Raw genomic sequence first — 25192 nt, 5'->3', positions numbered from 1 at the left:
CGTGGGAGAGAGGGCCTGGGCCATGGACCGTGGCACCGACAGGGCTGGGCAGGGCACGGCGAGGGAACCCGCCCAGCCCGGCCGTGTTCCCCTGGCCGTCGTCGTGGTCGACCGCGACGGCCTCGTGTCCCACTGGAGCCGAGGCGCATGGCGCCTGTTCGGCGTCCCCAAGGACGAGGCGATCGGCCGCACGGCCCTCGACCTGCTGCCCGTCTCCGGCGCCCTGCCCGGGGAGCGGGACACCACCCCGTCCGCCGCCTGCGACGGCCTCGGCCCCGACCTCGGATCCTCCCTCGACGGCGGACTCTCCTACCCGGCGGCGGGCCGCGCCCGGCTCACCGCACCCGGGGACGGCCGGGTCGACGTCCTGTGGTGGGCCTACCCGCTGGTGGGCCCCGGACCCGAGCGGCTGCTCGTGCTGGCCGCCGACGCGGAGGGGCTGCGCCCGCGGGACGGGGCGGTCGAGCGGATCGCGCCCCGCTTCGCGCGGCACACCGCCTTCCCCGGGGCGGAGGACCTCGCCCGCCGGCTCCCCGAGATCCTGCCCAGCATGAGCGTCGGCGAGAGCGCCCGGATCGTCGCCCAGATCCTCGAACTCGGCTACCCGGTCCTGGAGTTCAGCAGGAACGAGCGGGTGCCCGTCACACCCGACTGGGGCGTGGCCCGGCGCGCCGAGCGCAAGGCGCGCCGCGAACGGGCCGCGCGGGCCCTGGCCGCCGGCGAACCCGTGCCGGAGGAGCTGCGGGACGAGGGGGAGGACCTCGAGTACGCCGCCGTCCGCGAGCGCCTGGAGTTCCTCAACGAGGTCAGCGGCCGCATCGGCACCTCCCTCGACCTGTCCCGCACGATCACCGAGGTCAGCAGGGCCGTCGTCCCCCGCTTCACCGATGTCGCCGGGACCTATCTGCGGGAACAGGTCGTCGCCGGTGAGGAGTTCGCGGACGGTGTGCCCGACACGACCACCCTGTGGCACCGGGTCGCCGTCGAGCACACCGACGAACCCGGCCGCTGGGACGACGTCGTCCCCGTCGGCGAGGCCATGCCGTTCCCGGCGCACACGCCGTTCTTCCAGTGCATGACCAGCGGTGAGCCCGTCCTCGTGCCGCGCATCAGCGAGGAGATGGGACACGCCATCGCCGCGCAGTTCGAGAAGCGCGACATCCGGCCGCTCATCACCGGCCGTTCGATGCTCGTCGTACCCCTGAAGGCGCGCGACGTCGTCCTCGGGTTCATGATCCTGCTGCGCCACCCCGAACGGCCCGTCTTCAACGACATGGACCGCGTCACCGGGGCCGAACTCGCCGCCCGAGCGGGGCTCGTGCTGGACAACGCGCGGATGTACACCTTCCAGGAGAACGTCGCCGAGACGCTCCAGGACAGCATGCTGCCGCACATCCCGCCCCGTCTGTCCGGCTGCGACATCGCCACCCGCTATCTGCCCGGCACACAGCTCGGCAGGGTCGGCGGCGACTGGTTCGACGCGGTGAAACTGCACGGCGGGCGCACGGCGTTCGTCGTCGGCGACGTCATGGGGCACGGCCTCAACTCCGCTGCCATGATGGGACAGTTGCGCACGGCCGTCCAGACCATGGCCGGGCTCGACCTGCCCCCCGCCCAACTGCTGCGCAACCTCGACGACCTCGCCCAGCGCCTCGGCGACAGCTACCTCGCGACCTGCCTCTACGCCGTCTACGACCCGATCGCGAGCGAACTCCGACTCGCCAACGCCGGTCACATCCCGCCCGTCCTGGTCCGGGCCGACGGCGGCCGCAGCGAACTGCTGGACCTGCCCACCGGTGCGCCCATCGGCGTCGGCGGGGTGCCCTTCGAGGCCGTTTCCGTGCGCGTGGAGCCCGGTGACCGGCTGGTGATGTGCACCGACGGGCTGGTCGAGGTACGCGGCGAGGACATCGGGGTGGGCCTCGCGACACTCTGCGAGTCGGCCGCGCACCCGGCCGCGTCCATGGACGACGCCTGCGACACCATCATCCGGGCGCTCGCTGTCACCTTCGCCGAGGCGGGGCGGGGTGGCCGCAAGGACGACGTGGCGCTGCTGATGGCCCGGCTGGGCGGCATCGCGCCGGACGACGTGGCCGAATGGCGCCTCGCCCTCGACCCGACCGAGGTGGGCCGGGCCCGCGCGGCGGTCCGCGAGCAACTGCACGCCTGGGGCCTGGCGGGACTCGCCCCGCCCGCCGAGCTGTTGGCCGGTGAGCTGGTCACCAACGCCGTACGGCACTCCCACGCCCGGCCCGTCGAACTGCGCCTGGTCCGCGGCGACACCCTGCTGTGCGAGGTGGAGGACGACGACCACGAGCTGCCCACGCTGATCGACGCGGGGCCGCTCGACGACTGCGGACGCGGACTGCGCGTCGTCAGCACCCTGTCCCGCGAGTGGGGGACCAGCCGGACCCAGGCCGGCAAGACGGTCTGGTTCGAGCTGACGCTGCCGCGCCGCTGAACAGCCCCGCCTCGAACGGGGCGTGAAGGTTGCGTGCCGCGTTCTTGTGGCGGCGACCGGGGCGCGATACACCGTACTCGCCCGCCGTGTGGCGGGATTCGTTCGCACCCAGGGGAGTGGGCCATGAGCGTGACGAGTCGGTACCGGGAGTCCTGGGAGGGGTTCTGGCGTGAGGCGCCCGCCGAACCCGGGGCGGTGTTCTGGGACGCCGAACCCGTCCTGACCGTGGGCCCTCATCTGGCCCTGTTCGAACCGTACCTGGCCGATCCCGCCCTGCCGCTGGTGGACCTCGGCTGCGGCAACGGCACCCAGACCCGCTACCTCGCCGACCGCTTCCCGCACGTCCTGGGCGTCGACCTGTCCGCCGCGGCCCTCGACCACGCCCGGCGGGCCGACCCGGCGGGGCAGGCCGCCTACCGGCAGCTGGACGCCGCGGAGAAGGACGAGGCGCAGGCCCTGCACGCGGAACTCGGCGACACCAACATCTACATGCGGGGCGTCCTGCACCAGTGTGAGCCGGACGACCGGCAGTCGTTGATCGACGGCATCGCCACGCTGGTCGGCGACCGCGGCCGGGCCTGCCTGGTGGAGCCTTCGGGGGCCGCCAAGCAGGTGCTGAGGGGCCTGGCGGGCGGCCCGGACGGCCCACCACCCAAGCTCGCGCCGGTCTTCCGGCACGGCCTCACCCCCGGGGAGGTCTCGGACGAGGCCGTGCCGGAGTATCTGCGCTCGGCCGGTCTCACCGTCCTGGCGAGCGGTCGGCTGCCGCTGAAGAGCACCGAGTACCGCCCGGACGGCACGCGCATCGAGCTGCCGTCCACCTGGCTGGTGGCGGGGCGTACGGCCTGAGGCGGGCGGTCAGCGGTCGGCGCCGCCGCCCAGCAGGTCGGCCAGACAGGCAGGGGCACCGCCCTGCGCACCGCCGACGGCGACATGCCCTGCTCGGCGGTCGTGGTCGCCGCGGGCATGCGCTCCCCGGCCCTCCTCGGGTACCTGGGGCACCGCCTGCCCCTCCAGGCCGGCAAGGGCTACAGCTTCTCCGTCGACCTGGATCCGGCGCCCCGGCACACGCTGTACTTCGGTGAGCGCAGGGCCGTCGCCTCACCGATCGGGGGCACCGCCCGGATCGGCGGCACGATGGAGCTCAGCGGCAACAACAACCGCCTCGACTGGCGCCGCATCGTCGCCGTCGCCCTCGCGAGCAGGCACTATGTGGGCCGCTGGTTCGACGACCCGGACGACCTGGTCAGCCTGATCCGGGATCCCTGGGTGGGAGGCCGGCCGTTCCTGCCCGACGGGCTCCCGGTGATCGACCGCGTCCCGGGGAACGACAACGCCTACGCGGCCACGGGCCACGGCATGCTCGGTGTCACCCTGGGACCGGTCACCGGCCACCGGCTCGTCGAGTACGTCGTCACCGGACGCCGGCCCGAGGCACTGGTGCCGTTCCGCTTCGAGCGGCTCCGGCGCTGAGCCGGACGGGGTCTGGTGGGCGATCGATTTGTCGATGTACCGTCATGCTGCCCCGTTCCCGCAATCCCCTCGCCCCCGCGGAGGACCGTCATGCCGATGCCCTGGTTACGGATGCTCGCCGCGTCAGCGGTGTCGACGGTGCTGATCGGCACAGGCGCCGTCACGACCGCCGCCGCGCCGGAGCCTCGCGGAGTACGGGACAGCGTGCACACCGCCGGACGGGTCAAGGTCGCCGGGGACGTGCTCCAGTACAGCTGGCCCGGTGTCTACTTCGAGGGCCGGGTCCGCGGCACCGGCGTGGGCGTCGTGCTCGACGATCCGGCCGCCGACTACGACGTCCAGGTCGACGGCGCCACCGTCGCGACCCTCACCGCGCCGGGCAGGACCACGCACTGGGTCAGGGGCCTGCGCGACGGCGTGCACAGCGTCCGGCTCGTCAAGCGCAACGACACCCCGTGGAGCACCAGCTCCTTCGGCGGCTTCGTCGCCGCACCCGGCGGTGCCGTCCTGGCCCGGCCGGCCGCGCGGAGCCGCAAAATCGAGTTCATCGGCGACTCCCTCACGGCCGGCTACGGCAACCTCTCCACCTCCCGCGACTGCGACGGCGAGCAGCTCAAGCGCACCACCAACACCGACGTGAGCTACGGCGCCCTCACCGCCCGGCGGCTGCGCGCCGACTACCAGGTCAACGCCTATTCGGGCCAGGGCATGGTGCGCAACTACAACGGCAGCTCGCCGGAGGTGAACTACCGCACCTTCTACGACCGCGCGCTGCTGAACGTGCCCGGCGACGTCTGGCAGAACCCGGGCACCTGGCGGCCGCAGCTGGTCGTGGTCCACCTCGGCACCAACGACTTCTCCACCCCCGTCAACCCGGGCGAGCCGTGGACGGACGAGAGCCTCGCGGCCGCCTACCGCAGCGCCTACCTCGGCTTCCTCGAAGAGCTGCGGAAGCGCTACGGGGCCGCGACCACCATCCTGGCCGTGGGCACGGGTCCGTTCGCCGGTCATGTCGAGCACGTCGTCCGGGAACGCACCGGCGCGGGCGACCGACGGGTCCGCTTCTGGTCCCTCGACACCACCGGCCTCGACCACGCCGGCTGCCACTGGCACTACTCGGCCCGCGACCACCGCCTTCTCGCCGACCGGCTCACCGCCCTCCTCGCCGATCTGCCGATCCGCTGGTGACCACCTCGTAGCCGGTTCCGCCCACAGCGCGTAACGTGACGAACCATGAAGATCTCCGCCCTGGACGGCTCGTCATGAGAATCCTCATCAGCGCCGACATGGAGGGCGCCACCGGCGTCACCTGGCCCGACGACGTGATGCCGGGCGCGTCGCAGTGGGAGCGCTGCCGCTCGCTGTTCACCTCCGACGTCGACGCCGCCGTACGGGGCTTCTACGACGGCGGCGCCGACGAGGTGATCATCAACGAGGCGCACTCCACGATGCGCAACCTGCTGCTGGAGCGGCTCGACGACCGCGCCCAGATGCTCACCGGCCGGCACAAGGCGCTGTCCATGGTGGAGGGCGTGCAGCACGGCGACGTCGACGGCATCGCGTTCGTCGGCTACCACGCGGGCGCCGGCATGGAGGGCGTCCTCGCGCACACCTACCTCGCCAACTCCATCACGGGCGTCTGGCTGAACGGCGTACGGGCGAGCGAGGGGCTGCTCAATGCCCGGGTCGTCGCCGAGTACGGAGTTCCGGTCGTGCTGGTCACCGGGGACGACGTCGCCTGTGAGGACGCGCTGGGGTACGCGCCCGAGGCACTGAAGGTCGCGGTGAAGGACCACGTGTCGCGCTACGCGGCGGTGTGCCGCACTCCCGCCCGCACGGCGGCCGACATCCGGGCCGCGGCCAAGGAGGCGGCCGCGCTGGCGGTGCTGCACGAGCCCGTGCGCGGCGGCCCGTTCACCGTGGCCGTGGAGTTCGACGCGGAGCACCTGGCGATGGCCGCCACCGTCGTCCCCGGGGTGGACCGGATCGCGGAGCGGAAGGTGACGTACACGAGCGAGAGCATGTACGAGGGCATCCGCGCCTTCAAGGCGGTCACCACGATCGTCTCGGCCGCGGTGGAGGAGCAGTATGGCTGAGCAGGTCGACGGGCCCGCGCTGGACGAGGTCGTGACGTTCACGTCCGACCTCATCCGGATCGACACCACCAACCGGGGCGGCGGGGACTGCCGGGAGCGGCCCGCCGCCGAGTACGCCGCCGCACGGCTCGCCGAGGCCGGCATCGACCCGGACCTGCTGGAGCGCACCAAGGGGCGGACCAACGTGGTCGCCAGGATCGAGGGCACCGACCCGTCGGCCGAGGCGCTGCTCGTCCACGGCCACCTGGACGTCGTGCCCGCGCAGGCCGCCGACTGGAGCGTGCACCCGTTCTCCGGGGAGATCCGCGACGGGGTCGTCTGGGGGCGCGGCGCCGTCGACATGAAGAACATGGACGCGATGATCCTGGCCGTCGTGCGCGGCTGGGCACGGCAGGGCGTCCGGCCCCGCCGGGACATCGTCATCGCGTTCACCGCCGACGAGGAGGCCAGCGCCGCGGACGGCGCCGGGTTCCTCGCCGACCGGCACCCCGGCTTGTTCGAGGGCTGCACCGAAGGCATCAGCGAATCGGGCGCCTTCACCTTCCACGACGGCGGCGGGCGGCAGATCTACCCCGTCGCGGCCGGGGAACGCGGCACCGCCTGGCTCAAGCTCACCGCCCGCGGACGCGCCGGGCACGGATCCAAGGTGAACCGGGACAACGCCGTGACCCGCCTCGCGGGCGCGATCGCGCGGATCGGCGCGCACGAGTGGCCGCTCCGGCTCATCCCGACCGTGCGCGCCGCGCTCACCGAACTCGCCGCGCTCTACGGCATCGGGACCGACCTCACCGATGTGGACGCGTTGCTGGAGAAACTCGGCCCGGCCGCGAAACTCGTCGAGTCGACCCTCCGCAACAGCGCCAACCCGACCATGCTGGACGCCGGTTACAAGATCAACGTCGTTCCCGGCGAGGCCGTGGCCCACGTGGACGGCCGGTACCTGCCCGGCGGCGAGGAGGAGTTCCGCAACACCCTCGACCGGCTCACGGGGCCGGACGTGGACTGGGAGTTCCACCACCGGGAGGTCGCCCTGGAGTCGCCGGTGGACTGCGCGACCTTCGCCGGTATGCGCGCCGCCGTCGAGGAGTTCGCGCCCGAGGGGCACGTGGTGCCGTTCTGCATGCCCGGCGGCACCGACGCCAAGCAGTTCTCCCGCCTCGGCATCACCGGCTACGGCTTCACCCCGCTGAAACTGCCGGACGGCTACGACTACGCGGCCATGTTCCACGGGGTCGACGAGCGGGTACCGGTCGAGGCGCTGCACTTCGGTGTCCGCGTACTCGACCGGTTCCTGCGGACGGCCTAGGAGAGTGGGGGAGACGGTGCGGACGCTGGCCTACGGGGCGTGGCTCTCACCCATCGACGCGGCCCTGGCCGCCGCCCACGACGGGCACCCGGAGTACGTGGGCTTCGTCGGCGAGGAGGTGTGGTGGACCGAGCCGCGCCCCGCCGAGGGCGGCCGGCGCACCCTGGTGCGGCGGCACACCGACGGCCGGGAGGAGTCGCTGCTGCCCGCGCCGTGGAACGTGCGCAGCCGGGTCATCGAGTACGGCGGGCACCCCTGGGCCGCCCTCGCGGGTGACGCCGGGCCCCTGGTGCTGTTCGTGAACTTCGCCGACCAGCGGCTGTACCGCTGGGAGCCGGGAGGCGAGCCGCGACCGCTGACACCCGTCTCCCCGGTGGGCGGCGGCCTGCGCTGGGCCGAGCCGCTGCCGCTGCCCGAACGGGGGGAAGTGTGGTGTGTGCTGGAGGAGTTCACCGGCGAGGGGCCCACCGACGTGCGCCGCGTCCTGGCCGCCGTCCCGCTGGACGGCTCCGCGGCCCGTGACCGGGGCGCCGTACGCGAACTCACCGACGCCCGGCACCGGTTCGTCACCGGGCCGAAGCTCTCGCCCGACGGACGGCGGGCCGCCTGGCTCGCCTGGGACCATCCCCGCATGCCCTGGGACGGCACCGAACTGCTCCTCGCCGACGTCGCCCCCGACGGCACCCTGCGCGACGCCCGGGCCGTGGCCGGCGGCCCCGGCGAGTCGATCGCCCAGGCCGACTGGACCCATGACGGCCGCCTGCTGCACGCGAGCGACCGCACCGGCTGGTGGAACCTCTACCTGGACGGCGAGCCGCTGTGCCCGCGCGAGGAGGAGTTCGGCGGGGCGCTGTGGAAGCTCGGGTCGAGATGGTTCACGCCGCTGGAGAGCGGTCTGATCGCCGTCGTGCACGGCCGGGGCACCACCGCCCTCGGCATCCTGGACCCCGAGACGAGCGAGGTCGTCGACGCTGCCGGGCCCTGGACCGAGTTCGCCCCCACCCTGGCCGCACACGGTGAACAGGTCGTCGCCGTCGCCGCCAGCCCGCGCAGCGCCTACGAGGTCGTCGAACTGGACGCCCGCACGGGCCGGGCCCGGGTCGTCGGCGCCGAGCACGACGACGCCGTGGATCCCGCGTACTACCCCGAGCCGCAGATCCGCACCTTCACCGGCCCCGACGGACGCGACATCCACGCCCACATCTACCCGCCGCACCACCCCGGCTGCGTCGCGCCCGGCGACGAACTGCCGCCCTACGTCATCTGGGCGCACGGCGGGCCCACCGGCCGCGCGCCGCTCGTGCTCGACCTGGAGATCGCCTACTTCACCTCGCGCGGCATCGGAGTCGCCGAGGTCGACTACGGCGGCTCCACCGGATACGGCCGCCCGTACCGCGAGCGGCTGCGCGAGCAGTGGGGCGTGGTCGACGTCGAGGACTGCGCCGCCGTCGCCCTCGCCCTCGCCGACGAGGGCACCGCCGACCGCGCCCGGCTCGCCGTCCGGGGCGGCAGCGCGGGCGGCTGGACCGCGGCCGCCTCGCTCACCACCACCGACGTCTACGCCTGCGGCACGATCAAGTACCCCATCCTGGACCTCGCCGGCTGGGGCACGGGGGAGACCCACGACTTCGAGTCGCGGTACCTGGAGAGCCTGATCGGGCCGCTCGCCGACGTGCCCGCCCGGTACGCGCAGCGCTCGCCCGCCGCTCACGCCGACCGGCTCACCGTGCCGTTCCTGCTGCTCCAGGGCCTGGACGACGTGATCTGCCCGCCCGCCCAGTGCGAGCGCTTCCTGGCCCGGCTGGCGGGCCGGAAGGTGCCGCACGCGTATCTCGCCTTCGAGGGAGAGGGGCACGGGTTCCGGAAGGCCGAGACCATGGTGCGCGCCCTCGAGGCCGAACTGTCCTTGTACGCCCAGGTGTTCCGCCTGGATCCGCCCGGCATCCCGACCCTGGAGCTCGCCGAGTGAACCCGTTGGTACGACCGCCCCGGCTCGCCCCCGGTGCCCGGGTCGCCGTGGTCGCGCCGAGCGGGCCCGTGCCCGAGGAGCGGCTGCAGGCCGGGCTCGACATCCTGCGCGGCTGGGACCTCGATCCGGTGGTGACACCCCAGGTGCTGGGCCGCCACAGGCAGTTGGGCTACCTCGCCGGTACGGACGCGCGGCGGGCCGCCGACCTGCAGAACGCCTGGTGCGATCCGTCCGTCGCGGCCGTGCTGTGCGCCCGGGGCGGATACGGGGCGCAGCGCATGGTCGACCTGCTCGACTGGGCGGCGATGCGGTCGGCCGGCCCGAAGGTGCTCGCCGGGTTCAGCGACATCACCGTCCTGCACCAGGCCTTCGCCACCCGCCTGGGCCTGGTCACCCTGTACGGACCCGCGGCCGCCGGCGTGGACTTCCTCAAGAACTCCCGGGCCCAGGAACATCTGCGGGCCACCCTCTTCGCGCCCGAGTCGGTGCGGACCGTCACGGCCACACCCCCGGGCGGCACCGCTCTGGTCCCGGGCCGGGCGCGGGGCGTGACCCTGGGCGGCTGCCTGAGCCTGCTCGCGAGCGACCTCGGCACCCCGCACGCCCCTGCCGGGGCGCGGGGCGGGCTGCTGCTGATGGAGGACGTCGGCGAGAGCCCCTACCGCCTGGACCGGTACCTGACCCAACTCCAGCGCAGCGGCTGGCTCGACGGCGTCGCCGGGATCGCGCTCGGGTCCTGGGAGGGGTGCGGCCCGTACGAAGAGCTGCGCGCGGTTCTGGCGGACCGGCTCGGGGGGCTGGGTGTGCCGGTCGTGGAGGAGTTCGGGTTCGGGCACGGACCGGGCGCGCTGACGATGCCCTTCGGGGTGCGGGCCGAACTGGATGCCGGGGCGGCCACCTTGACGCTCGACGAGCCGGCCCTGAGCTGAGCGGATCGCTTCTGAAATCCTGTCAAGAAGCCCCCGTTTCGGTGATTGACGGCCGCTGACACGTCACCATGGCAACCGAACCGGTACCTACTGGCCGGTATCCGGGTGTCCCCTCCCGTGGAGGTCCGTGTGTCCCGACGCGTGCCCAGATTTCGCGCACCCCTCGCTCTCGCTCTGGGCGCCGCCCTGGCCGTGCCCCTCGCCCTCACCCCGCCCGCGAACGCGAAGTCGAACACGACGGGCACCCACACGGTCACGCCGCTGACCTTCACCGTCCGGGCAGGAGACCGTTCCTGCACCGTCGACGCCGACCTGTACCGCCCCACGGGCGTGGATCGCGACCACCCGGCGCCCGCCGTGCTCGGCACGAACGGCTTCGGGGGCAGCAAGGCGGACGGTTCGCCGGACACCATCGGCAGGGCCTTCGCCCGGCGCGGCTACGTCTCACTCGTCTACTCCGGGCTCGGCCTCGGCCACAGCGGCTGCCTCATCTCCCTCGGCGACCCGGACATCGACGGTGCCGCCGCCTCGCAGCCGGTGGACTTCCTGGGCGGCACCCGCGCCGCCGACGGCGGCACCACCGCCGACTTCGTCACCCGTGACGCACCGGGCGGCGACCCGCGCGTCGGCGTGATCGGCCGCTTCTACGGCGGCGCCGTCCAGCTCGCCACGGCAGCCGTCGCCACCGCCTCGACATCGTTCACCGGTGTGAGAAGGGACACCAGCTGCGGTTCGTGATCGCGGAGAGCGGCGACGCGTACTTCGGCGACCGGGGGACCAAACCGGTCACCGTGGTCAGCGGGCCGCGCGACACCGGGACGCTCCGGCTGCCGGTCGTCGGGCCCTGACGGACCCCGGCGGCGCGGTTACTGTGGCAGGGTGCCGCACCACACATCCCGCCACCTCGCCGAAGGTCCCCGGGTGGGCGTACGCCCCTTCACCTACGAGGACGGCGCCGAGTTCACCGCCCGCGCCCGGGAGAGCAAGGACCTACACCGCCCGTGGCTCTTCCCGCCCACCACCACGCAGGCCTACACCGCCTACGCCGGCCGGCTGATCGAGGACCGGTGCAAGGCCGGGTTCCTGGTGTGCGAGAAGAGCGACGGGGCCATCGGCGGGTTCATCAACATCAACAACATCGTCGACGGCGGTTTCCAGTCCGGGGCGCTGGGCTACGGCGCCTTCGCGCACGCCGCGGGGCGCGGGCTGATGCGCGAAGGGCTGGACCTCGTCGTGCGGTACGCGTTCGGCCCGATGCGGCTGCACCGGCTGGAGATCAACGTCCAGCCGGGCAACGCCGCGTCGATCGCCCTGGCCCGCCGCTGCGGGTTCCGTCTGGAGGGCTTCTCGCCGAAGATGCTCTTCGTCGACGGGGCCTGGCGCGATCACCAACGCTGGGCGATCACCACCGAGATGGTCCCCCGGCAGGGGCCGCGCTGAGCCCCGGCGGCGCCTACGCCCGGCGGTCCACGTACTCGTAGACCGACCCGTCCGGATGCAGGGCGATCAGGTTGCGGCCCGCGGGCGAGGCGATCGGGCCCGCGACGATGTGGGCCCCCAGGTCGCTCAGCACCTTGTGGGTTTCCTCGACATCCGTCACGGCGATCGTCGCGGTGACCTTGCGCAGCACCTCCAGTTCGGCCGGGGGACCGCTCATCAGCAGGAAGCAGCCGATCGCCGCCACCTGGACACCGCCCCGTTCGAAGCGCTGGGCTCTGCCGCCCGCCAGCCGCTCGTAGAAGGGGATCGCGGTCTCGAGGTCGTCGACGCAGACGCGCAGTGTGGCACCCAGAATCTCCATGCCACCGAGCCTAGTTACGCGCAGGGGGGCGAGGGTACCCGGCCGGGCATGAAGCCGTTGGCTCACCTGGAGCATCTGGACAAGCACCTGGTCGACGAGCTGGCACAGGTGGCGCGCGAGAGCGTGCGGGAGGAACTGCGCGAGCAGACGCGCAAGCAGCGCCGCAAGGCAGCGCTGTACGCCGCGTCCGGCGCCCTCGCCCTGTACGCGGGTGCGGCCCTCGCGCTCGCCGTGGGGCTGGCCCTCGCCCTCGGCCTGCCCGACTGGGCCGCCGCGCTCATCACCGCCGTGATCCTGGGCGCCCTGGCCTGTGTGCTGCGCGGCATGGCCCGGCCGTCCCGGCCGGGCCGGGAGCACGCGGCCGGGGTGGCGACGGGCGGGGACGACGCCCGCCGGACCGCTGCCGGGGCCGTCGGCGGCATGCCGTATCCGCCCGTGCCACCGGCCCCGCCCGGCGGGACGGCCGCCCCGGGCACCGTGCCCCCGCGACCGGCGGCCGCCCCGGAGGTACCCCACCGCGAGGTGTGATGCCGGGTGCGCTGGACGGGACCGTCGCACCGGCATGGCCGGGTGGTCGTGGTGACCGGTCCGTCAGCGTAGGCGGATGAGCCACGGTCCGGGCCTTCGCCGGCCGCGGCGATGAGGTCGCCCTGCTCGCCCGCGGGCGCGAGATCGACGCTCAGCGGGAGGAGGCGGTACCGAGGGGCCGGTGAATTTCTGGTCACCGGCGGACGGGCGGTGCCCCGAAAGGCCGGTGAACCTCTGATGACCGGCGGACGGGCCGCACGGGCGGGACTTCGGCGCGCACAGCCGCTTCGACGACGAATCCGCCGACCACAGGGTTGCGGGAGTGGCTCTCGTGGCACCGCGGCTGGATGGGCGCGGCCCTCACCACGGGAGCGGGCATCCTGGCCGCCCGCAGGCCGGCGGCTCTCGTCCGCCGCTTGCCCGCCGGTCCGCTACCCGCTTTCCGCGCCGTCTCGCGCGCCGGCCGCTGGGCCGGCGGCCGAGCCGCCGTCTTCGGAGCCGTCGAGGAACCGCAGCAGTACGGCCGCCTCAACCCGGAGCCGTTCGGCCCGGGCCGCATGCGCGGGCGCGGTCAACTGCGCTGCCGCTTCCAGCCGTTCGGCGGCCTCGGCACGCACGACGGCCACCGTCTCCCGCTCACTGAGCTCCCGCCGGACCGCCTCCGTGGCGCCCGCGCCGACCGGCGAGGCCTCCAGAGCGCCGGCGCGGGACGCGGTCGCGTCCACCGGCACCGCCTCGGCGTTGTCCAGTGCGGACAGCGTGCCGCGCAGGGCGCTCACGGCGGCCTTGTCCCGGGCCCGCATCGCTTCCGGCAGGGCCTCACGCATACGCAGGCGAACAGACATACGGCGACTCTAGGCGACCCGGTACCCCTTCACCTCCCGATTTCTCACCTTCCGATTTCGGAGGTGAAGGCATGACCAACGGGCGGGGCCGGGCTGAGTGTTCGGCGAGGACGCGCCTCGTCAGACGGACTGCTGGAGTTGCGGCAGCACCTTCGTGCGGTAGAAGTCGAAGAAGCCGCGCAGGTCGGGGCCGATCTGGTTCACGTACACCCGGTCGAATCCCGCGTCCGCGAACTGCTTCAGCTCCTCCACGTGTTCATCCACGACGTCGCCGCACACCCGGTTCTCGCGCACCATGTCCTCGGTGACGAGCTGCTGTGCCTGCTCGAAGTGCTTGGGGGAGGGCAGCACCTGGCCGAGCTCGCCCGGCAGCTGCTCGTTCGCCCAGAGCCGGTGGACGGTCCGCACGGCCTCGTCCTTGTCGGTGCCGTAACAGACCTTGGTGCCACCGCTGACCAGCTTTCCGCCGCCACCGCCCTTGCGGTACTGCTCCACCATCGTCTCGTCGGGCATCACCGTGATGTACCCGTCGCCGACGCGGGAGGCGAGCTGGGTCGCCGCCGGGCCGAAGCCGGAGATGTCGATCGGGATCGGCTCGTCCGGGACGGTGTACAGACGTGCGTTCTCCACCGTGTAGTGCGGGCCGTGATGGTTGACCTCCTCGCCGGTGAACAGCCGGCGCATCACCTGGATGGCCTCCTCCAGCATCTCCAGCCGGACATGGGCCGGCGGCCAGTGATCGCCCAGGATGTGCTCGTTGAGCGCCTCGCCGGAGCCGACACCGAGCCGGAAGCGGTTGTTCGTCATCACCGCGCTGGTCGCCGCGGCCTGCGCCACCACCGCCGGGTGCATGCGCACGGTCGGGCAGGTCACCGCCGTCTCGATCGGCAGGGACACCGCCTGCGACAGCGCGCCGATCACCGACCACACGAACGGGCTCTGGCCCTGCTCGTCGTTCCACGGGTGGTAGTGGTCCGAGATCCACAGCGACTGGAATCCGGCCTGTTCGGCCATCCGCGCCTGCTCGATCAACTCGGCCGGTCCGTACTGCTCGCACGAGAGGAAGTAACCGTACTCGGGCATGGGGAGTGCCTCCGCGACATCGGCGGTCCGTATCCCGCACCGGGTACCCGGGCGCGGGGCCGGAAACCGGTGGCGTCGGGGCGAGCGGGTCCCGGCCGACGTTTGGGCGACCGGGCCAGGGGGACGCGGAAAGCTGCCCGAGCCACGCGACAGCGCCGGAGGCGAGCGACTGTGAGTCGACCCCGCATCCTGATCGTCGGTGCCGGCTTCGCCGGATACCGCACGGCCCGCACCCTGTCCCGGATCACCCGGGGCCGGGCCCACATCACCCTGTTGAACCCGACCGACTACTTCCTGTATCTGCCCCTGCTGCCCCAGGTCGCCGCCGGCATCCTGGAGCCGCGTCGGGTCACCGTCTCCCTCTCCGACTCGCTGCCGAACGTACGGCTCGTACTCGGTGAGGCCGACCGGATCGACCTCGACGACCGCACACTGCACTACACCGGCCCCGAGGGCGACGGCGGCACCCTCTCCTACGACCGGCTGGTGCTCGCCGCGGGCAGCGTCAACAAGCTGCTGCCCATCCCCGGTGTCGCCGAGCACGCGCACGGGTTCCGCGGGCTGCCCGAGGCGCTGTACCTGCGCGATCACGTGACCCGGCAGGTGGAGCTCGCGGCTACGGACGATGACCCGGAAACGTGTGCCGCGCGGTGCACCTTCGTCGTCGTGGGCGCCGGATACACCGGAACCGAGGTCGCCGCGCACGGCCAGATGTTCACCGACGCGCAGGTGCGCAAGCACCCTCTGCGGCAGGGCATGCGGCCACGCTGGATGTTGCTGGACGTGGCGCCGCGGGTGCTGCCCGAGATGGACGAGAAGCTTTCCGCCACCGCCGACCGGGTCCTGCGTCAGCGGGGCGTGGACGTGCGGATGGGGACCTCCGTCAAGGAGGCCACATCGGAGGGGGTCGTGCTGACGGACGGCGAGTTCGTCGCGACCCGGACCCTGGTGTGGTGCGTGGGCGTGCGTCCCGACCCGCTGGTGGAGTCTCTCGGACTGCCCGTGGAGAAGGGACGGCTGCTGGTCGATCCGCACCTGAGGGTGCCGGGCAGGCCGGAGTTGTTCGCGTGCGGTGACGTCGCCGCGGTACCCGATCTGGAGCACCCGGGGAGCTACACGCCGATGACCGCGCAGCACGCCTGGCGGCACGGCAAGGTCGCGGCGGAGAACGTCGCCGCGTCGCTCGGGCTGGGCGGTGAGCACAAGCCGTACCGCCACCGCGATCTGGGGTTCGTCGTCGACCTGGGCGGGGCGAAGGCCGCGGCCAACCCGCTGGGTGTGACCCTCTCCGGTGTGCCCGCCGGTGCGGTGACACGGGGCTACCATCTCGCCGCGATGCCCGGGAACCGGGTCCGGGTCGCGGCGGACTGGCTGCTGGACGCCGTACTGCCGCGCCAGGCCGTGCAGTTGGGGCTCATACGGTCCTGGTCGGTGCCGCTGGACACGTCGTCCCCGGAGGTGGCCCGCGTGCCGGGCGGCCCCGGTGAGCGGCAGGAGGCGGACGCCCGGTCCGGGCCGGGGGCGGCGCTCGCGGCCGATACGGACGACGGGGGTACCGGCGGGGAACGGCCCGGCCGGGCCGTTCCCCAGGAGAAGCCCGCGAAGGGGCAGCCCGGATCCGGGGCGACGCAGGTACGGCCCGGATCCGGGGCCGCGGAACCCCGGTCCGAGCCCGACACCCCCAAGGGCCGCCCGGCAGCGGACCGGCCGCGCGCTGAGCCGGCTCGGAATCAGCCGGGTGGTGAGCCTGCCAAGGGTCAGCCGGGTGGTGAGCCCGCCAAGGGTCAGCCGGGTGGTGAGCCTGCCAGGAATCAGCCCGGTGGTGAGCCCGCCAAGGGTCAGCCGGGTGGTGAGCCTGCCAAGGGTCAGCCGGGTGGTGAGCCTGCCAAGGGTCAGCCGGGTGGTGAGCCTGCCAGGAATCAGCCGGGTGGTGAGCCTGCCGAGAGCCGGCCGGGTGGTGAGCCTGCCAAGGGTGAGCCGGGTGGTGAGCCCGCCAAGGGTCAGCCGGGTGGTGAGCCTGCCAGGGGTCAGCCGGGTGGTGAGCCCGCCAAGGGTCAGCCGGGTGGTGAGCCTGCCAGGAATCAGCCCGGTGGTGAGCCCGCCAAGAGCCAGCCCGGTGGTGAGCCCGCCAGGGATCAGCCCGCCCCGGCACCCGCGCCAGGTCGGCCGCCCGCGGGTGACCCCGCCCCCGGCCCCGTCAAACGAACCGACGTCCCGGACGACTCCGCGAAAGGAGACTCATGAACACCGGTGAACTCACCGACCTCGGACAGCAGCTGCGGGTGGACAGCGTCCGCGCCGCCGCCGCGGCGGGATCCGGGCACCCGACGTCCTCGATGTCCGCCGCCGACCTGGTGGCCGTCCTGTTCGCACACCACTTCCGCTACGACTTCGACCGCCCCGCCCACCCGGGCAACGACCGCTTCGTCCTGTCCAAGGGTCACGCCTCCCCGCTGCTCTACTCCGCCTACAAGGCGGCCGGCGCCATCGACGACGAGGAACTGCTCACCTTCCGCAAGCTGGGCAGCCGCCTTGAGGGGCACCCCACCCCGCAGCGCCTGCCGTGGGTCGAGACGGCCACCGGCTCGCTCGGGCAGGGCCTGCCCGTCGGGGTCGGCATCGCGCTGGCCGGCAAGCGGCTCGACCGCACCGACTACCGCACCTGGGTGCTGTGCGGCGACAGCGAGCTGGCCGAGGGGTCCGTCTGGGAGGCCGCCGAGCACGCCGGGTACGAGCACCTGGACAACCTCACCGTGATCGTCGACGTCAACCGCCTCGGCCAGCGCGGCCCCACCCGGCACGGCCACGACCTGGACGCCTACGCCCGCCGCTTCCAGGCCTTCGACTGGCACACCATCGAGGTCGACGGCCACGACGTGGACGCCGTGGACCGCGCCTACGGAGAGGCCGCGTCCACGAAGGGCCAGCCCACCGCGATTCTCGCCCGCACCCTGAAGGGCAAGGGCGTCGAAGGCGTCCAGGACCGCGAGGGCCTGCACGGCAAGCCGCTGCCGGAGGCCGAGGAGGCGATCACCGAACTCGGCGGCCCGCGCGACCTCCGCGTCCGGGTGCAGGAGCCGCCCACCGCCCGCATGCTGCACTCCGTCCACACCGGCGACTTCGAGCTGCCGAGGTGGGACAAGGGCGAGGAGGTCGCCACCCGCAACGCCTTCGGTGCGGCGCTGACCGCCCTCGGCACCGGCCGCGGCGACATCGTCGCCCTGGACGGCGAGGTAGGCGACTCCACCCGTGCCGAGTTCTTCGCCAAGGAGCACCCCGAGCGCTACTTCGAGTGCTACATCGCCGAGCAGCAGCTCGTCGCCTCGGCGGTCGGCCTCGCGTCCCGCGGCTGGGTGCCGTACGCCGCGTCGTTCGCGGCGTTCCTGACCCGCGCCCACGACTTCATCCGGATGGCGTCCGTCAGCGGCTCCGGCATCAACCTCGTCGGCTCGCACGCGGGCGTCGCCATCGGCGAGGACGGGCCCAGCCAGATGGGTCTGGAGGACCTGGCGATGATGCGGGCGGTGCACGGCTCGACCGTGCTATACCCGTGCGACGCCAACCAGACCGCACGCCTGGTCGGCGCGATGGCCGGCCTGGAGGGCGTCCGCTACCTGCGCACCTCGCGCGGTGAGAGCCCCGTGATCTACGGCCCCGACGAGGACTTCCCGGTCGGCGGCAGCAAGGTCCTGCGCTCCTCCGGCCAGGACCGGCTGACCCTCGTCGCGGCGGGCGTCACCGTGCACGAGGCGCTGGCCGCCGCCGAGGCCCTGGAGCAGGAGGGCATCGCGGTGCGGGTGATCGACCTGTACTCCGTGAAGCCCGTCGACCGGGCCACCCTGCGCCGGGCCGCCGAGGAGACCGGCTGCCTGGTGACCGTGGAGGACCACCACCCCGAGGGCGGCATCGGGGACGCGGTCCTCGACGCCTTCACCGACGGGCGTCCCGTACCGCGCCTGGTGCGGCTCGGCGTACGCACGATGCCGGGCTCGGCGTCCCCGGAGGAGCAGCTGCGCGCCTCGGGCATCGACGCGGAGTCCATCGCGGCGGCCGGACGGCTGCTGGTGGAGGAGGCGGTCGTGCGGTGAGCGGCGGCGACGGTACGCGCAGGGTGCGGGCGGGCCGCCGCACGGTGGAGGTGCACCGGCCGGACAAGGTGCTCTTCCCCGGCGGCGGGGACGCCAAGGAGTACACCAAGGGCGACCTGGTGGACTACCATCGTGCCGTCGCGCCCTTCATGCTGCCGCATCTGCGTGGCCGCCCGCTGATGCTGGAACGGCATCCGGACGGCATCGACGGACCGACGTTCATGCAGAAGAACACCCCGGAGCACTACCCGGAGTGGATCCCCCGCGCAGAGGTGGCCAAGGAGGGCGGCACCGTCCGGCACACCGTCTGTGACGACACGGCCACCCTCGTCTACCTGGCCGACCAGGCGAGCATCACCCTGCACCGCTGGCTGTCCCGGGCCGGCCGCGTCGACCACCCCGACCGGCTGGTCTTCGACCTCGATCCTCCCCCAGTGCCTGAAGGGCCCGGGGGGACCCCCAGGGACGACTTCGAGGCCGTGCGCGAGGCCGCCCGGCTGCTCGGGGAGCTGCTCGACGAGCTGGAGCTGCCCTCGGCGCTGATGACCACGGGCTCGCGCGGGCTGCACGTGATCGTGCCCCTGAACGGACGGCACGACTTCGACGAGGCGCGCGGCTTCGCCCGGGACGTCGCCGACCTGCTCGCCGCCGCGCACCCCGACCGGCTCACCACCGCCGCCCGCAAGAAGGACCGCGGCGAGCGGCTCTACCTCGACATCCAGCGCAACGCCTACGCCCAGACCGCCGTCGCGCCCTACACGGTCCGACCCCGCCCGGGCGCGCCGGTGGCCACACCCATCACGTGGGGCCGGCTCGACGATCCGGAGCTGCACGCCCGCCGCTGGACCATCGCCGACGCCGTCGAGCAGGCACGCACCAATCCCTGGTCGGGCCTGCTGAACCGGGGCCGGGCGCTGGGACCGGCCCGGCGGCGGCTGAACGCCCTGCGCGGCTGAACCGCCCGTCCCCCGGACCGGCGGGTGGCGGATGCATGCGTCCGGAGAGGTTTGGCGAACAAGGTTGCGGCCACACGGAGGGGGAGGTGGCCATGTCGAACACAAACAACACGCAAGAGTCGCAGGGTTCACAGAAGTCACAGGAATCACAGGACTCGCAGGACTCCCAGAATTCGAGCGAAACGAACGACGACCGAACGGCCCGGAAGCGGCCGAGCCCGATGGAGGTGCTGCGTCAGGCGCGCGGCCAGCTCGCGGAGCTCACCGGCATGGAAGCCGAATCCGTGTCGTCCTTCGAGCAGACGGAACAGGGTTGGGCGCTGGAGGTCGAGGTCCTCGAACTCGAGCGCGTACCCGACACGATGAGCCTGATGGCGAGCTACCAGGTGGAACTCGATCCCGACGGGCAGCTCACCGGTTACCGGCGCGTGCGCCGCTATGAACGCGGTCGGTCCGACACGCGCAGGGGGGGCTAGGCCCCCTGACCGGACCCGCACCCACACACACGAGGAGGAACACCCCGCATGACAGTCGTACCGGCACAGCAGTCCGGCGGCGGAGGCGGCAGCAGCGGTCTCTATGACGTGCTTGAGCTCGTCCTGGACAGGGGGCTCGTCATCGACGCATTCGTGCGTGTCTCCCTGGTCGGCATCGAGATCCTCAAGATCGACGTCCGCGTCGTCGTCGCCAGCGTCGACACCTATCTCCGCTTCGCCGAGGCGTGCAACCGGCTCGACCTGGAGGCCGGGCCGCGCAAGGACCCGGGCCTGCCCGATCTGGTCGGCGAGATGACCGAGTCCGGCGCCCGCGGCAAGTCGAAGGGGGCGCTGTCCGGTGCCGCCGAGACCATCTCCGACGCCTTCAAGCAGGGGCGGGGCGAAGACTCCGAGCGGGAGACCGAGTCGCGTCCGCGAGCCCGTAAGAGCACGTCGTCCCGCCGTAAGGAGGAGCAGGAGTGAGCACGTACGTCTACGGCATCGCCGCCGGTTCGCACCCCGGGCTTCCCGAGGGCATGAGTGGCGTCGGCGACCCGCCGCGCCCGGTGCGCATCCTGCGCGAAGGTGACCTCGCGGCGATCGTCAGCGAGGCGCCCGACGGGCTGCGGCCCAAGCGGAAGGAACTGCTCGCCCACCAGAACGTGCTCAGCGAGGCCGGTGCGGCCGGGTGCGTGCTGCCCATGCGGTTCGGCAGTGTCGCCCCGGACGACAACTCCATCACCGCGGTGCTCGCCGAGCGCGCCGAGCACTACAGGGAGCGGCTGCGGGCGCTGGACAACCGGGTCGAGTACAACGTCAAGGCCAACCACGTCGAAGAGGCCGTCCTGCACCAGGTGATGGCCGAGAGCCCCGACATCCGCGGGCTCGCGGAGGCCAACCGGCAGGCGGGGGGCGGCAGTTACGACGACAAGATCCGGCTCGGCGAGATGGTCGCCGCCGCGGTCAAGGCCAAGGAGGCCGATGACGGCGCCGCGGTGCGGCGCGCCCTGGAAGGGGCCGCCGACGACATGAGCGTGGGCCCGGAGTCCACCGGCTGGCTGGCCAATGTGTCGTTCCTGGTGGAGAGGGATTCGGCCGAGTCCTTCCTGGAGGCGGTCGAGCAGGTCCGCAAGGACATGCCGCACCTGGAGGTGCGGGTCAACGGCCCGCTGCCGCCGTACAGCTTCGTCGAGCCCGGCCCGGCCGAGCCCGCGGGCACCGTGGCGAGCGGAACGGACACCGGAGCGGGGTGACGACGTGGGCCTGATCTCTGAGGTGCTGCTGCTGCCGTTCGCACCGGTACGCGGCAGCGCCTGGGCCATCAAGCAGGTAGTCCAGGAGGCCGAGCGGATCTACTACGACCCCGCCACGATCCGGGCCGAACTGGCCCGCCTTGAGGAGCAGATGGAGGCCGGAGAGATCACGGAGGAGGAGTTCGACCGTCTCGAGGACGATCTCCTCGACCGGTTGGAGATCGCTTCGCGCGGCAGCGCGGGAACAGGCAACGGGACAACATCATGAACCGAACGGGACTGGGTCTCGCCATAGGGGCCGGATACCTCCTGGGACGGACCAAGAAACTGAAGATGGCGATGGCCGTCGGTGGGCTGGTCGCCGGGAAGAAGCTGAACCTGAGCCCGCGCATGGTCGCGGATCTGCTCCAGCAGCAACTGCGGGACAACCCGCAGTTCAAGGAGATCGGCGACCAGCTGCGCCAGGACCTGCGCGGTGTCGGCAAGGCCGCCTCCGGCGCCATGGTCGAGCGGCAGCTCGACGCCCTCGCCGACCGGCTGCACGGCCGTACCGCACAGGTGCGCGACCAACTGTCGGGCGTGGCGCCCGGCGGCAGGGACGACGACGCCGAGGACGCCGAGTACGAGGACGAGGAGCCCGAGGACTCCGAAGCCCGCGAGGACGAGGAGCCCGAGGCGGACGAGCCCGAGGACTCCGGCCTTGAGGAAGAGGAGGAGCACGAGGAAGAGGAGGAGCCGAAGGCCAAGAGGGCCGCCAAGAAGGCGCCGGCCAAGAAGGCTCCCGCCAAGAAGACCGCCAAGAAGGCCCCCGCGAAGAAGACCGCGGCCGGCCGCAAGACGGCGGCGAAGAGCACGGCCGCCAAGAAGGCGACCTCCGGGAGCAGAGGCGGCAGCGCACGCTCCCGACTGCCGAAGGGAGGCGGTGAGGGATGAGCGACACTCTCGGCTCGGCGAAGTCCGCCGCCGACGGAGCGGCGAAGAACCCGCTCACCGACCTGGCCCACAGCGAGGCCGCGGACCGGCTGAAGGCCGAACTGCAGGAGTACCTCGCCGCCCAGGCCACACGCATGCTGACCGGCGTCGGCCGCAAGCTCGGCGAGACCACCGGCAAACTGAACGACATCGCCGAGGGCAACAGCCCCGGTTTCTCCAAGCTTGCCCTCGACGGAGGCCGCAAGATCGCGGAGGGCAAGGGCCCCCTGCGCTCCGCGGTGGAAGTCGGCGGCTCTCGCCTCAAGGACAAGGTCACAGGCGCCTTCAAGGGCCTGGGCGGCAAGGGGAAGGGCAAGGGCCGTTCCGGCAACAAGCCCACCGTCATCATCGAGCACATCGACGTCGGAGTGCCGCTGCGCACCGCGTACGACCAGTGGACCAAGTACCAGGACTTCAGCACCTTCGCGAAGGGCGTCAAGAGCGCGAGCCGCGACGACGACACCCACTCCGACTGGCAGGCGAAGATCTGGTGGTCCAACCGCAGCTGGAAGGCGAAGACGACCGAGCAGGTCCCCGACGACCGGATCGCGTGGACCTCCGAGGGCGCCAAGGGCACCACGAAGGGCGTCGTCTCCTTCCACCGGCTCACCGACAACCTCACCCGCGTCCTGCTCGTCATCGAGTACTACCCCTCCGGCCTCTTCGAGAAGACCGGCAACATCTGGCGCGCCCAGGGCCGCCGTGCCCGGCTCGACCTCAAGAACTTCGTCCGTTTCATCACGATCAAGGGCGAGACGGAGGACGGCTGGCGCGGTGAGATCAGAGACGGCGAGGTCGTCCGCAGCCACGAGGACGCGCTCGCCGAGGAGGAGTCCGAGGAGGAGTCCGAGGACGAGCGCCCCGAGGGCGAAGAGGCCGAGGACGAGTACGACGAGGACGAGCCGGAAGAAGAGGACGAAGCGGAGCCCGAGGGCGAGCAAGAGGACGCCTCCGAGGCCGAGTACGACGAGGAAGCCGAAGGCGAGGAGCAGCCCGAAGGCGAGGAGCAGCCCGAGGAGGAGGAAGAGCCCGCGGGCGAGTACGAGGACGAGGAGTACGAGGACGAGGACGAGGAAGTCGAGGCAGGGACCCGGCGATGACGACGCCCAGCAGGATGCCCGAGCCCTACGGCCAGGGAGGCGGTGCCAACCTCGCCGACATTCTTGAGAGGGTGCTGGACAAGGGCATCGTCATCGCGGGCGACATCCGGATCAACCTGCTCGACATCGAACTCCTCACGATCAAACTGCGGTTGATCGTCGCCTCGGTCGACAAGGCGAAGGAGATGGGCATCGACTGGTGGGAGACCGACCCGGCCCTGAGCTCACGGGCCCGCCGCGACGAACTGACCCGCGAGAACGCCGAGCTGCGCGAGAGGCTGGCCCGGCTGGAGGAACTGGAGCTCGGCCGCGCGGAGAAGAGGGAGGCACCGTGACCGGACTGCGGTACGTCTACGCCGTCTGCCGCCCCTTCGGCACACCGCTCCAGGCCCAGTTGACGGGCGTGGCCGGCGACCCGCCCAGGGCGCTGACTCACCGCGGCCTGGTGGCCGTGGTGAGTCACGTGCCGGAGCGGGATTTCGCCGAGGAGCCGCTCCGGCGCCATCTGGAGGACCTGGACTGGCTCACCGAGACCGCCCGTGCCCACCAGGGCGTCATCGACGCGCTCACCACGGTCACGACCCCGCTGCCGCTGCGACTCGGCACCGTCTTCCACGACGACAGCGGCGTCCGCATGATGATGGAGGCGCGTGAGGAGGACTTCCTGCGCACCCTCGACCGGCTGGAGGGCCGGGTCGAGTGGGGCGTGAAGGTGTACGCGGAGTCCGAAGCGCAGGAGAGCGCCCGGCCTCCGCAGAAGGCCACCTCGGGCCGGGACTATCTGCGCCAGCGGCGTATGCAGACCCGGTCCCACGAGGAGATGTGGCAGAAGGCGGAGGCCTTCGCGACGCGGCTGCACGAAGAACTCTCCGCGTTCGCGGAGGATTCCCGGCTGCACCCCCCGCAGAACCCCGCGCTGTCCAAGGCGACCGGGCGGAACGTGCTGAACGCCGCCTATCTCGTTCCGCGTTCGCATTCCGAGGAGTTCGTGGAACTGGTGGACCGCACGAAGGGCGAGGTGCCCGGAATGCGCATCGAACTCACCGGCCCCTGGGCTGCCTACTCGTTCGCCGGGGAGACCACATGAACGACGGAGCGAAGACGTGACCGTAGTGGAACGCCGTGAGGTCGCCCTCGTGGACCTGCTCGACCGGCTGCTGGCCGGCGGAGTCGTGATCACGGGGGACATCACACTGCGCATCGCCGACGTCGACCTCGTCCGTATCGACCTCAACGCGCTCATCAGCTCGGTGAACGCCCAGGTGCCCTCACCGTTCGAGGAGTTGCTGTGACCCCGCCCGACCACCCCCGGCCGCGCTCCAACCGGATGGATCTGGAGCCCGACACCGTCGAGCGCGACCTGGTCAAACTCGTGCTGACGGTGGTGGAGCTGCTGCGTCAGCTCATGGAGCGCCAGGCGGTGCGGCGGTTCGACGTGGGGGATCTGAGCGAGGAGCAGGAGGAGCGGATCGGGCTCACGCTCATGCTGCTCGACGAGCGGATGACCGAGCTGCGCGACCGCTACGGACTGCGGCCCGAGGACCTCAACCTGGACCTCGGGCCGCTCGGACCGCTGCTTCCGCGGGAATGACGCGCACGCGCTTCCCCGGCCCTGAGCGAGTCAGGGCCGGGGAAGCGCGTGCGCGTTCACCACCTGTACCAACGGCCCCTGCCGCCGGATGCCGACGTGCCGCGGACGAAGAATCCCAGCAGCCACAGGACCAGAACCGCGAGTGCGATCCACCAGAGAATTTCCACTGCGAATCCGGCGCCGAAAAGAATCAAAACCAGAAGCAGCACCAGCAGGATGGGAACCATAATGAGAACCTCCTGCTTTCAGAGTGTCCCGAAAATCC

At 72.3% G+C, this 25192-nt stretch carries 26 protein-coding genes and 2 pseudogenes; 24 read left to right on the top strand and 4 right to left on the bottom strand.

The window, feature by feature from the left end; genetic code table 11:
* Positions 1-22: 22 nt before the first annotated feature.
* The 10 genes and pseudogenes from ABTX62_RS20065 (at position 23) to ABTX62_RS20020 (ending at position 11674) form a co-directional block, all read left to right on the top strand.
* A complete protein-coding gene (locus ABTX62_RS20065) occupies positions 23-2461 on the top strand; it encodes an ATP-binding SpoIIE family protein phosphatase (RefSeq protein WP_352117411.1) in 2439 nt (812 codons plus the stop codon).
* Between the two features lie 123 nt (positions 2462-2584).
* Complete coding sequence (locus tag ABTX62_RS20060) at positions 2585-3310, top strand: class I SAM-dependent methyltransferase (RefSeq protein ID WP_352117410.1); 726 nt, start codon at positions 2585-2587, stop codon at positions 3308-3310.
* Between the two features lie 39 nt (positions 3311-3349).
* Positions 3350-3934 (top strand): annotated as a pseudogene (locus ABTX62_RS20055) (NAD(P)/FAD-dependent oxidoreductase); the annotation flags it as partial.
* A 96-nt stretch (positions 3935-4030) separates the two neighbouring features.
* Positions 4031-5122: an SGNH/GDSL hydrolase family protein gene (locus ABTX62_RS20050; RefSeq protein ID WP_352117409.1), complete on the top strand. Its 1092-nt coding sequence runs from the start codon at positions 4031-4033 to the stop codon at positions 5120-5122.
* A 74-nt stretch (positions 5123-5196) separates the two neighbouring features.
* Positions 5197-6030: a M55 family metallopeptidase gene (locus ABTX62_RS20045; RefSeq protein WP_352117408.1), complete on the top strand. Its 834-nt coding sequence runs from the start codon at positions 5197-5199 to the stop codon at positions 6028-6030.
* Positions 6023-7336, top strand: a complete 1314-nt coding sequence (locus ABTX62_RS20040; RefSeq protein ID WP_352117407.1) for a M20/M25/M40 family metallo-hydrolase — start codon at positions 6023-6025, stop codon at positions 7334-7336. The genes ABTX62_RS20045 and ABTX62_RS20040 overlap by 8 nt, the downstream gene beginning before the upstream one ends.
* A 4-nt stretch (positions 7337-7340) precedes the next feature.
* Positions 7341-9305: a prolyl oligopeptidase family serine peptidase gene (locus ABTX62_RS20035; RefSeq protein WP_352117406.1), complete on the top strand. Its 1965-nt coding sequence runs from the start codon at positions 7341-7343 to the stop codon at positions 9303-9305.
* A complete protein-coding gene (locus ABTX62_RS20030) occupies positions 9302-10234 on the top strand; it encodes a S66 peptidase family protein (RefSeq protein WP_352117405.1) in 933 nt (310 codons plus the stop codon). The genes ABTX62_RS20035 and ABTX62_RS20030 overlap by 4 nt, the downstream gene beginning before the upstream one ends.
* A gap of 129 nt (positions 10235-10363) precedes the next feature.
* Positions 10364-10915 (top strand): annotated as a pseudogene (locus tag ABTX62_RS20025) (CocE/NonD family hydrolase); the annotation flags it as partial.
* Between the two features lie 198 nt (positions 10916-11113).
* The gene (locus ABTX62_RS20020) at positions 11114-11674 is read left to right on the top strand and encodes a GNAT family N-acetyltransferase (protein ID WP_352117404.1); all 561 of its coding nucleotides are present in this window, start codon (positions 11114-11116) and stop codon (positions 11672-11674) included.
* Between the two features lie 13 nt (positions 11675-11687).
* Here the strand turns inward: ABTX62_RS20020 and ABTX62_RS20015 are convergent, their stop codons facing one another.
* Positions 11688-12035, bottom strand: coding sequence for a VOC family protein (locus tag ABTX62_RS20015; RefSeq protein ID WP_352117403.1), 348 nt, complete (start codon positions 12033-12035; stop codon positions 11688-11690).
* A gap of 48 nt (positions 12036-12083) precedes the next feature.
* Here ABTX62_RS20015 and ABTX62_RS20010 point away from each other — a divergent pair, with 48 nt between their 5' ends.
* Positions 12084-12563, top strand: coding sequence for a phage holin family protein (locus ABTX62_RS20010; protein WP_352117402.1), 480 nt, complete (start codon positions 12084-12086; stop codon positions 12561-12563).
* Between the two features lie 431 nt (positions 12564-12994).
* Here ABTX62_RS20010 and ABTX62_RS20005 read toward each other — a convergent pair whose 3' ends face one another.
* Positions 12995-13366 (bottom strand): hypothetical protein, encoded by a 372-nt coding sequence (locus ABTX62_RS20005; RefSeq protein ID WP_352117432.1) that lies wholly within the window; start codon positions 13364-13366, stop codon positions 12995-12997.
* 162 nt (positions 13367-13528) lie between these two features.
* Entirely contained in the window at positions 13529-14491 is a 963-nt protein-coding gene (locus tag ABTX62_RS20000; RefSeq protein WP_352117401.1) for an LLM class F420-dependent oxidoreductase, read from the bottom strand.
* Positions 14492-14662: 171 nt separating this feature from the next.
* Here ABTX62_RS20000 and ABTX62_RS19995 point away from each other — a divergent pair, with 171 nt between their 5' ends.
* The 13 genes from ABTX62_RS19995 to ABTX62_RS19935 all read left to right on the top strand — a co-directional run bounded on the left by ABTX62_RS19995 (position 14663) and on the right by ABTX62_RS19935 (position 24927).
* Entirely contained in the window at positions 14663-16735 is a 2073-nt protein-coding gene (locus ABTX62_RS19995; protein WP_352117400.1) for an FAD-dependent oxidoreductase, read from the top strand.
* Positions 16732-18579 carry a transketolase gene (locus ABTX62_RS19990; RefSeq protein ID WP_352117399.1) on the top strand — a complete coding sequence of 616 codons (1848 nt, stop codon included), beginning with the start codon at positions 16732-16734 and terminating at the stop codon, positions 18577-18579. The genes ABTX62_RS19995 and ABTX62_RS19990 overlap by 4 nt, the downstream gene beginning before the upstream one ends.
* A complete protein-coding gene (ligD, locus tag ABTX62_RS19985) occupies positions 18576-19535 on the top strand; it encodes a non-homologous end-joining DNA ligase (RefSeq protein ID WP_352117398.1) in 960 nt (319 codons plus the stop codon). The genes ABTX62_RS19990 and ligD overlap by 4 nt, the downstream gene beginning before the upstream one ends.
* 92 nt (positions 19536-19627) lie before the next feature.
* On the top strand, positions 19628-20011 hold the full coding sequence (locus ABTX62_RS19980; RefSeq protein ID WP_352117397.1) for a gas vesicle protein GvpO: 384 nt from the start codon (positions 19628-19630) through the stop codon (positions 20009-20011).
* A 48-nt stretch (positions 20012-20059) separates the two neighbouring features.
* The gene (locus ABTX62_RS19975; protein WP_352117396.1) at positions 20060-20494 is read left to right on the top strand and encodes a gas vesicle structural protein GvpA; all 435 of its coding nucleotides are present in this window, start codon (positions 20060-20062) and stop codon (positions 20492-20494) included.
* Positions 20491-21264, top strand: coding sequence for a GvpL/GvpF family gas vesicle protein (locus ABTX62_RS19970; RefSeq protein WP_352117395.1), 774 nt, complete (start codon positions 20491-20493; stop codon positions 21262-21264). Before ABTX62_RS19975 ends, ABTX62_RS19970 begins: the two co-directional genes overlap by 4 nt.
* Positions 21265-21268: 4 nt before the next feature.
* Positions 21269-21532 carry a gas vesicle protein GvpG gene (locus tag ABTX62_RS19965; RefSeq protein ID WP_352117394.1) on the top strand — a complete coding sequence of 88 codons (264 nt, stop codon included), beginning with the start codon at positions 21269-21271 and terminating at the stop codon, positions 21530-21532.
* Positions 21529-22197, top strand: coding sequence for a DNA primase (locus tag ABTX62_RS19960; RefSeq protein WP_352117393.1), 669 nt, complete (start codon positions 21529-21531; stop codon positions 22195-22197). The genes ABTX62_RS19965 and ABTX62_RS19960 overlap by 4 nt, the downstream gene beginning before the upstream one ends.
* Positions 22194-23336, top strand: coding sequence for an SRPBCC family protein (locus ABTX62_RS19955; protein WP_352117392.1), 1143 nt, complete (start codon positions 22194-22196; stop codon positions 23334-23336). Before ABTX62_RS19960 ends, ABTX62_RS19955 begins: the two co-directional genes overlap by 4 nt.
* Positions 23333-23671 (top strand): gas vesicle protein, encoded by a 339-nt coding sequence (locus ABTX62_RS19950; protein ID WP_352117391.1) that lies wholly within the window; start codon positions 23333-23335, stop codon positions 23669-23671. Before ABTX62_RS19955 ends, ABTX62_RS19950 begins: the two co-directional genes overlap by 4 nt.
* Positions 23668-24423, top strand: coding sequence for a GvpL/GvpF family gas vesicle protein (locus ABTX62_RS19945; RefSeq protein ID WP_352117390.1), 756 nt, complete (start codon positions 23668-23670; stop codon positions 24421-24423). Before ABTX62_RS19950 ends, ABTX62_RS19945 begins: the two co-directional genes overlap by 4 nt.
* 16 nt (positions 24424-24439) lie before the next feature.
* On the top strand, positions 24440-24628 hold the full coding sequence (locus ABTX62_RS19940) for a gas vesicle protein (protein ID WP_003994122.1): 189 nt from the start codon (positions 24440-24442) through the stop codon (positions 24626-24628).
* A gap of 35 nt (positions 24629-24663) precedes the next feature.
* The gene (locus ABTX62_RS19935) at positions 24664-24927 is read left to right on the top strand and encodes a gas vesicle protein K (protein WP_283971201.1); all 264 of its coding nucleotides are present in this window, start codon (positions 24664-24666) and stop codon (positions 24925-24927) included.
* 56 nt (positions 24928-24983) lie between these two features.
* Here ABTX62_RS19935 and ABTX62_RS19930 read toward each other — a convergent pair whose 3' ends face one another.
* Positions 24984-25154, bottom strand: coding sequence for a hydrophobic protein (locus ABTX62_RS19930; protein ID WP_248509498.1), 171 nt, complete (start codon positions 25152-25154; stop codon positions 24984-24986).
* Between the last annotated feature and the right edge of the window lie 38 nt (positions 25155-25192).

This window comes from Streptomyces sp. NPDC096046, assembly GCF_040303285.1.
Classification (GTDB): Bacteria; Actinomycetota; Actinomycetes; order Streptomycetales; family Streptomycetaceae; genus Streptomyces.
Note: the sequence above shows the minus strand (reverse complement) of the source record. Positions and strands in the feature narration are given on the sequence as shown.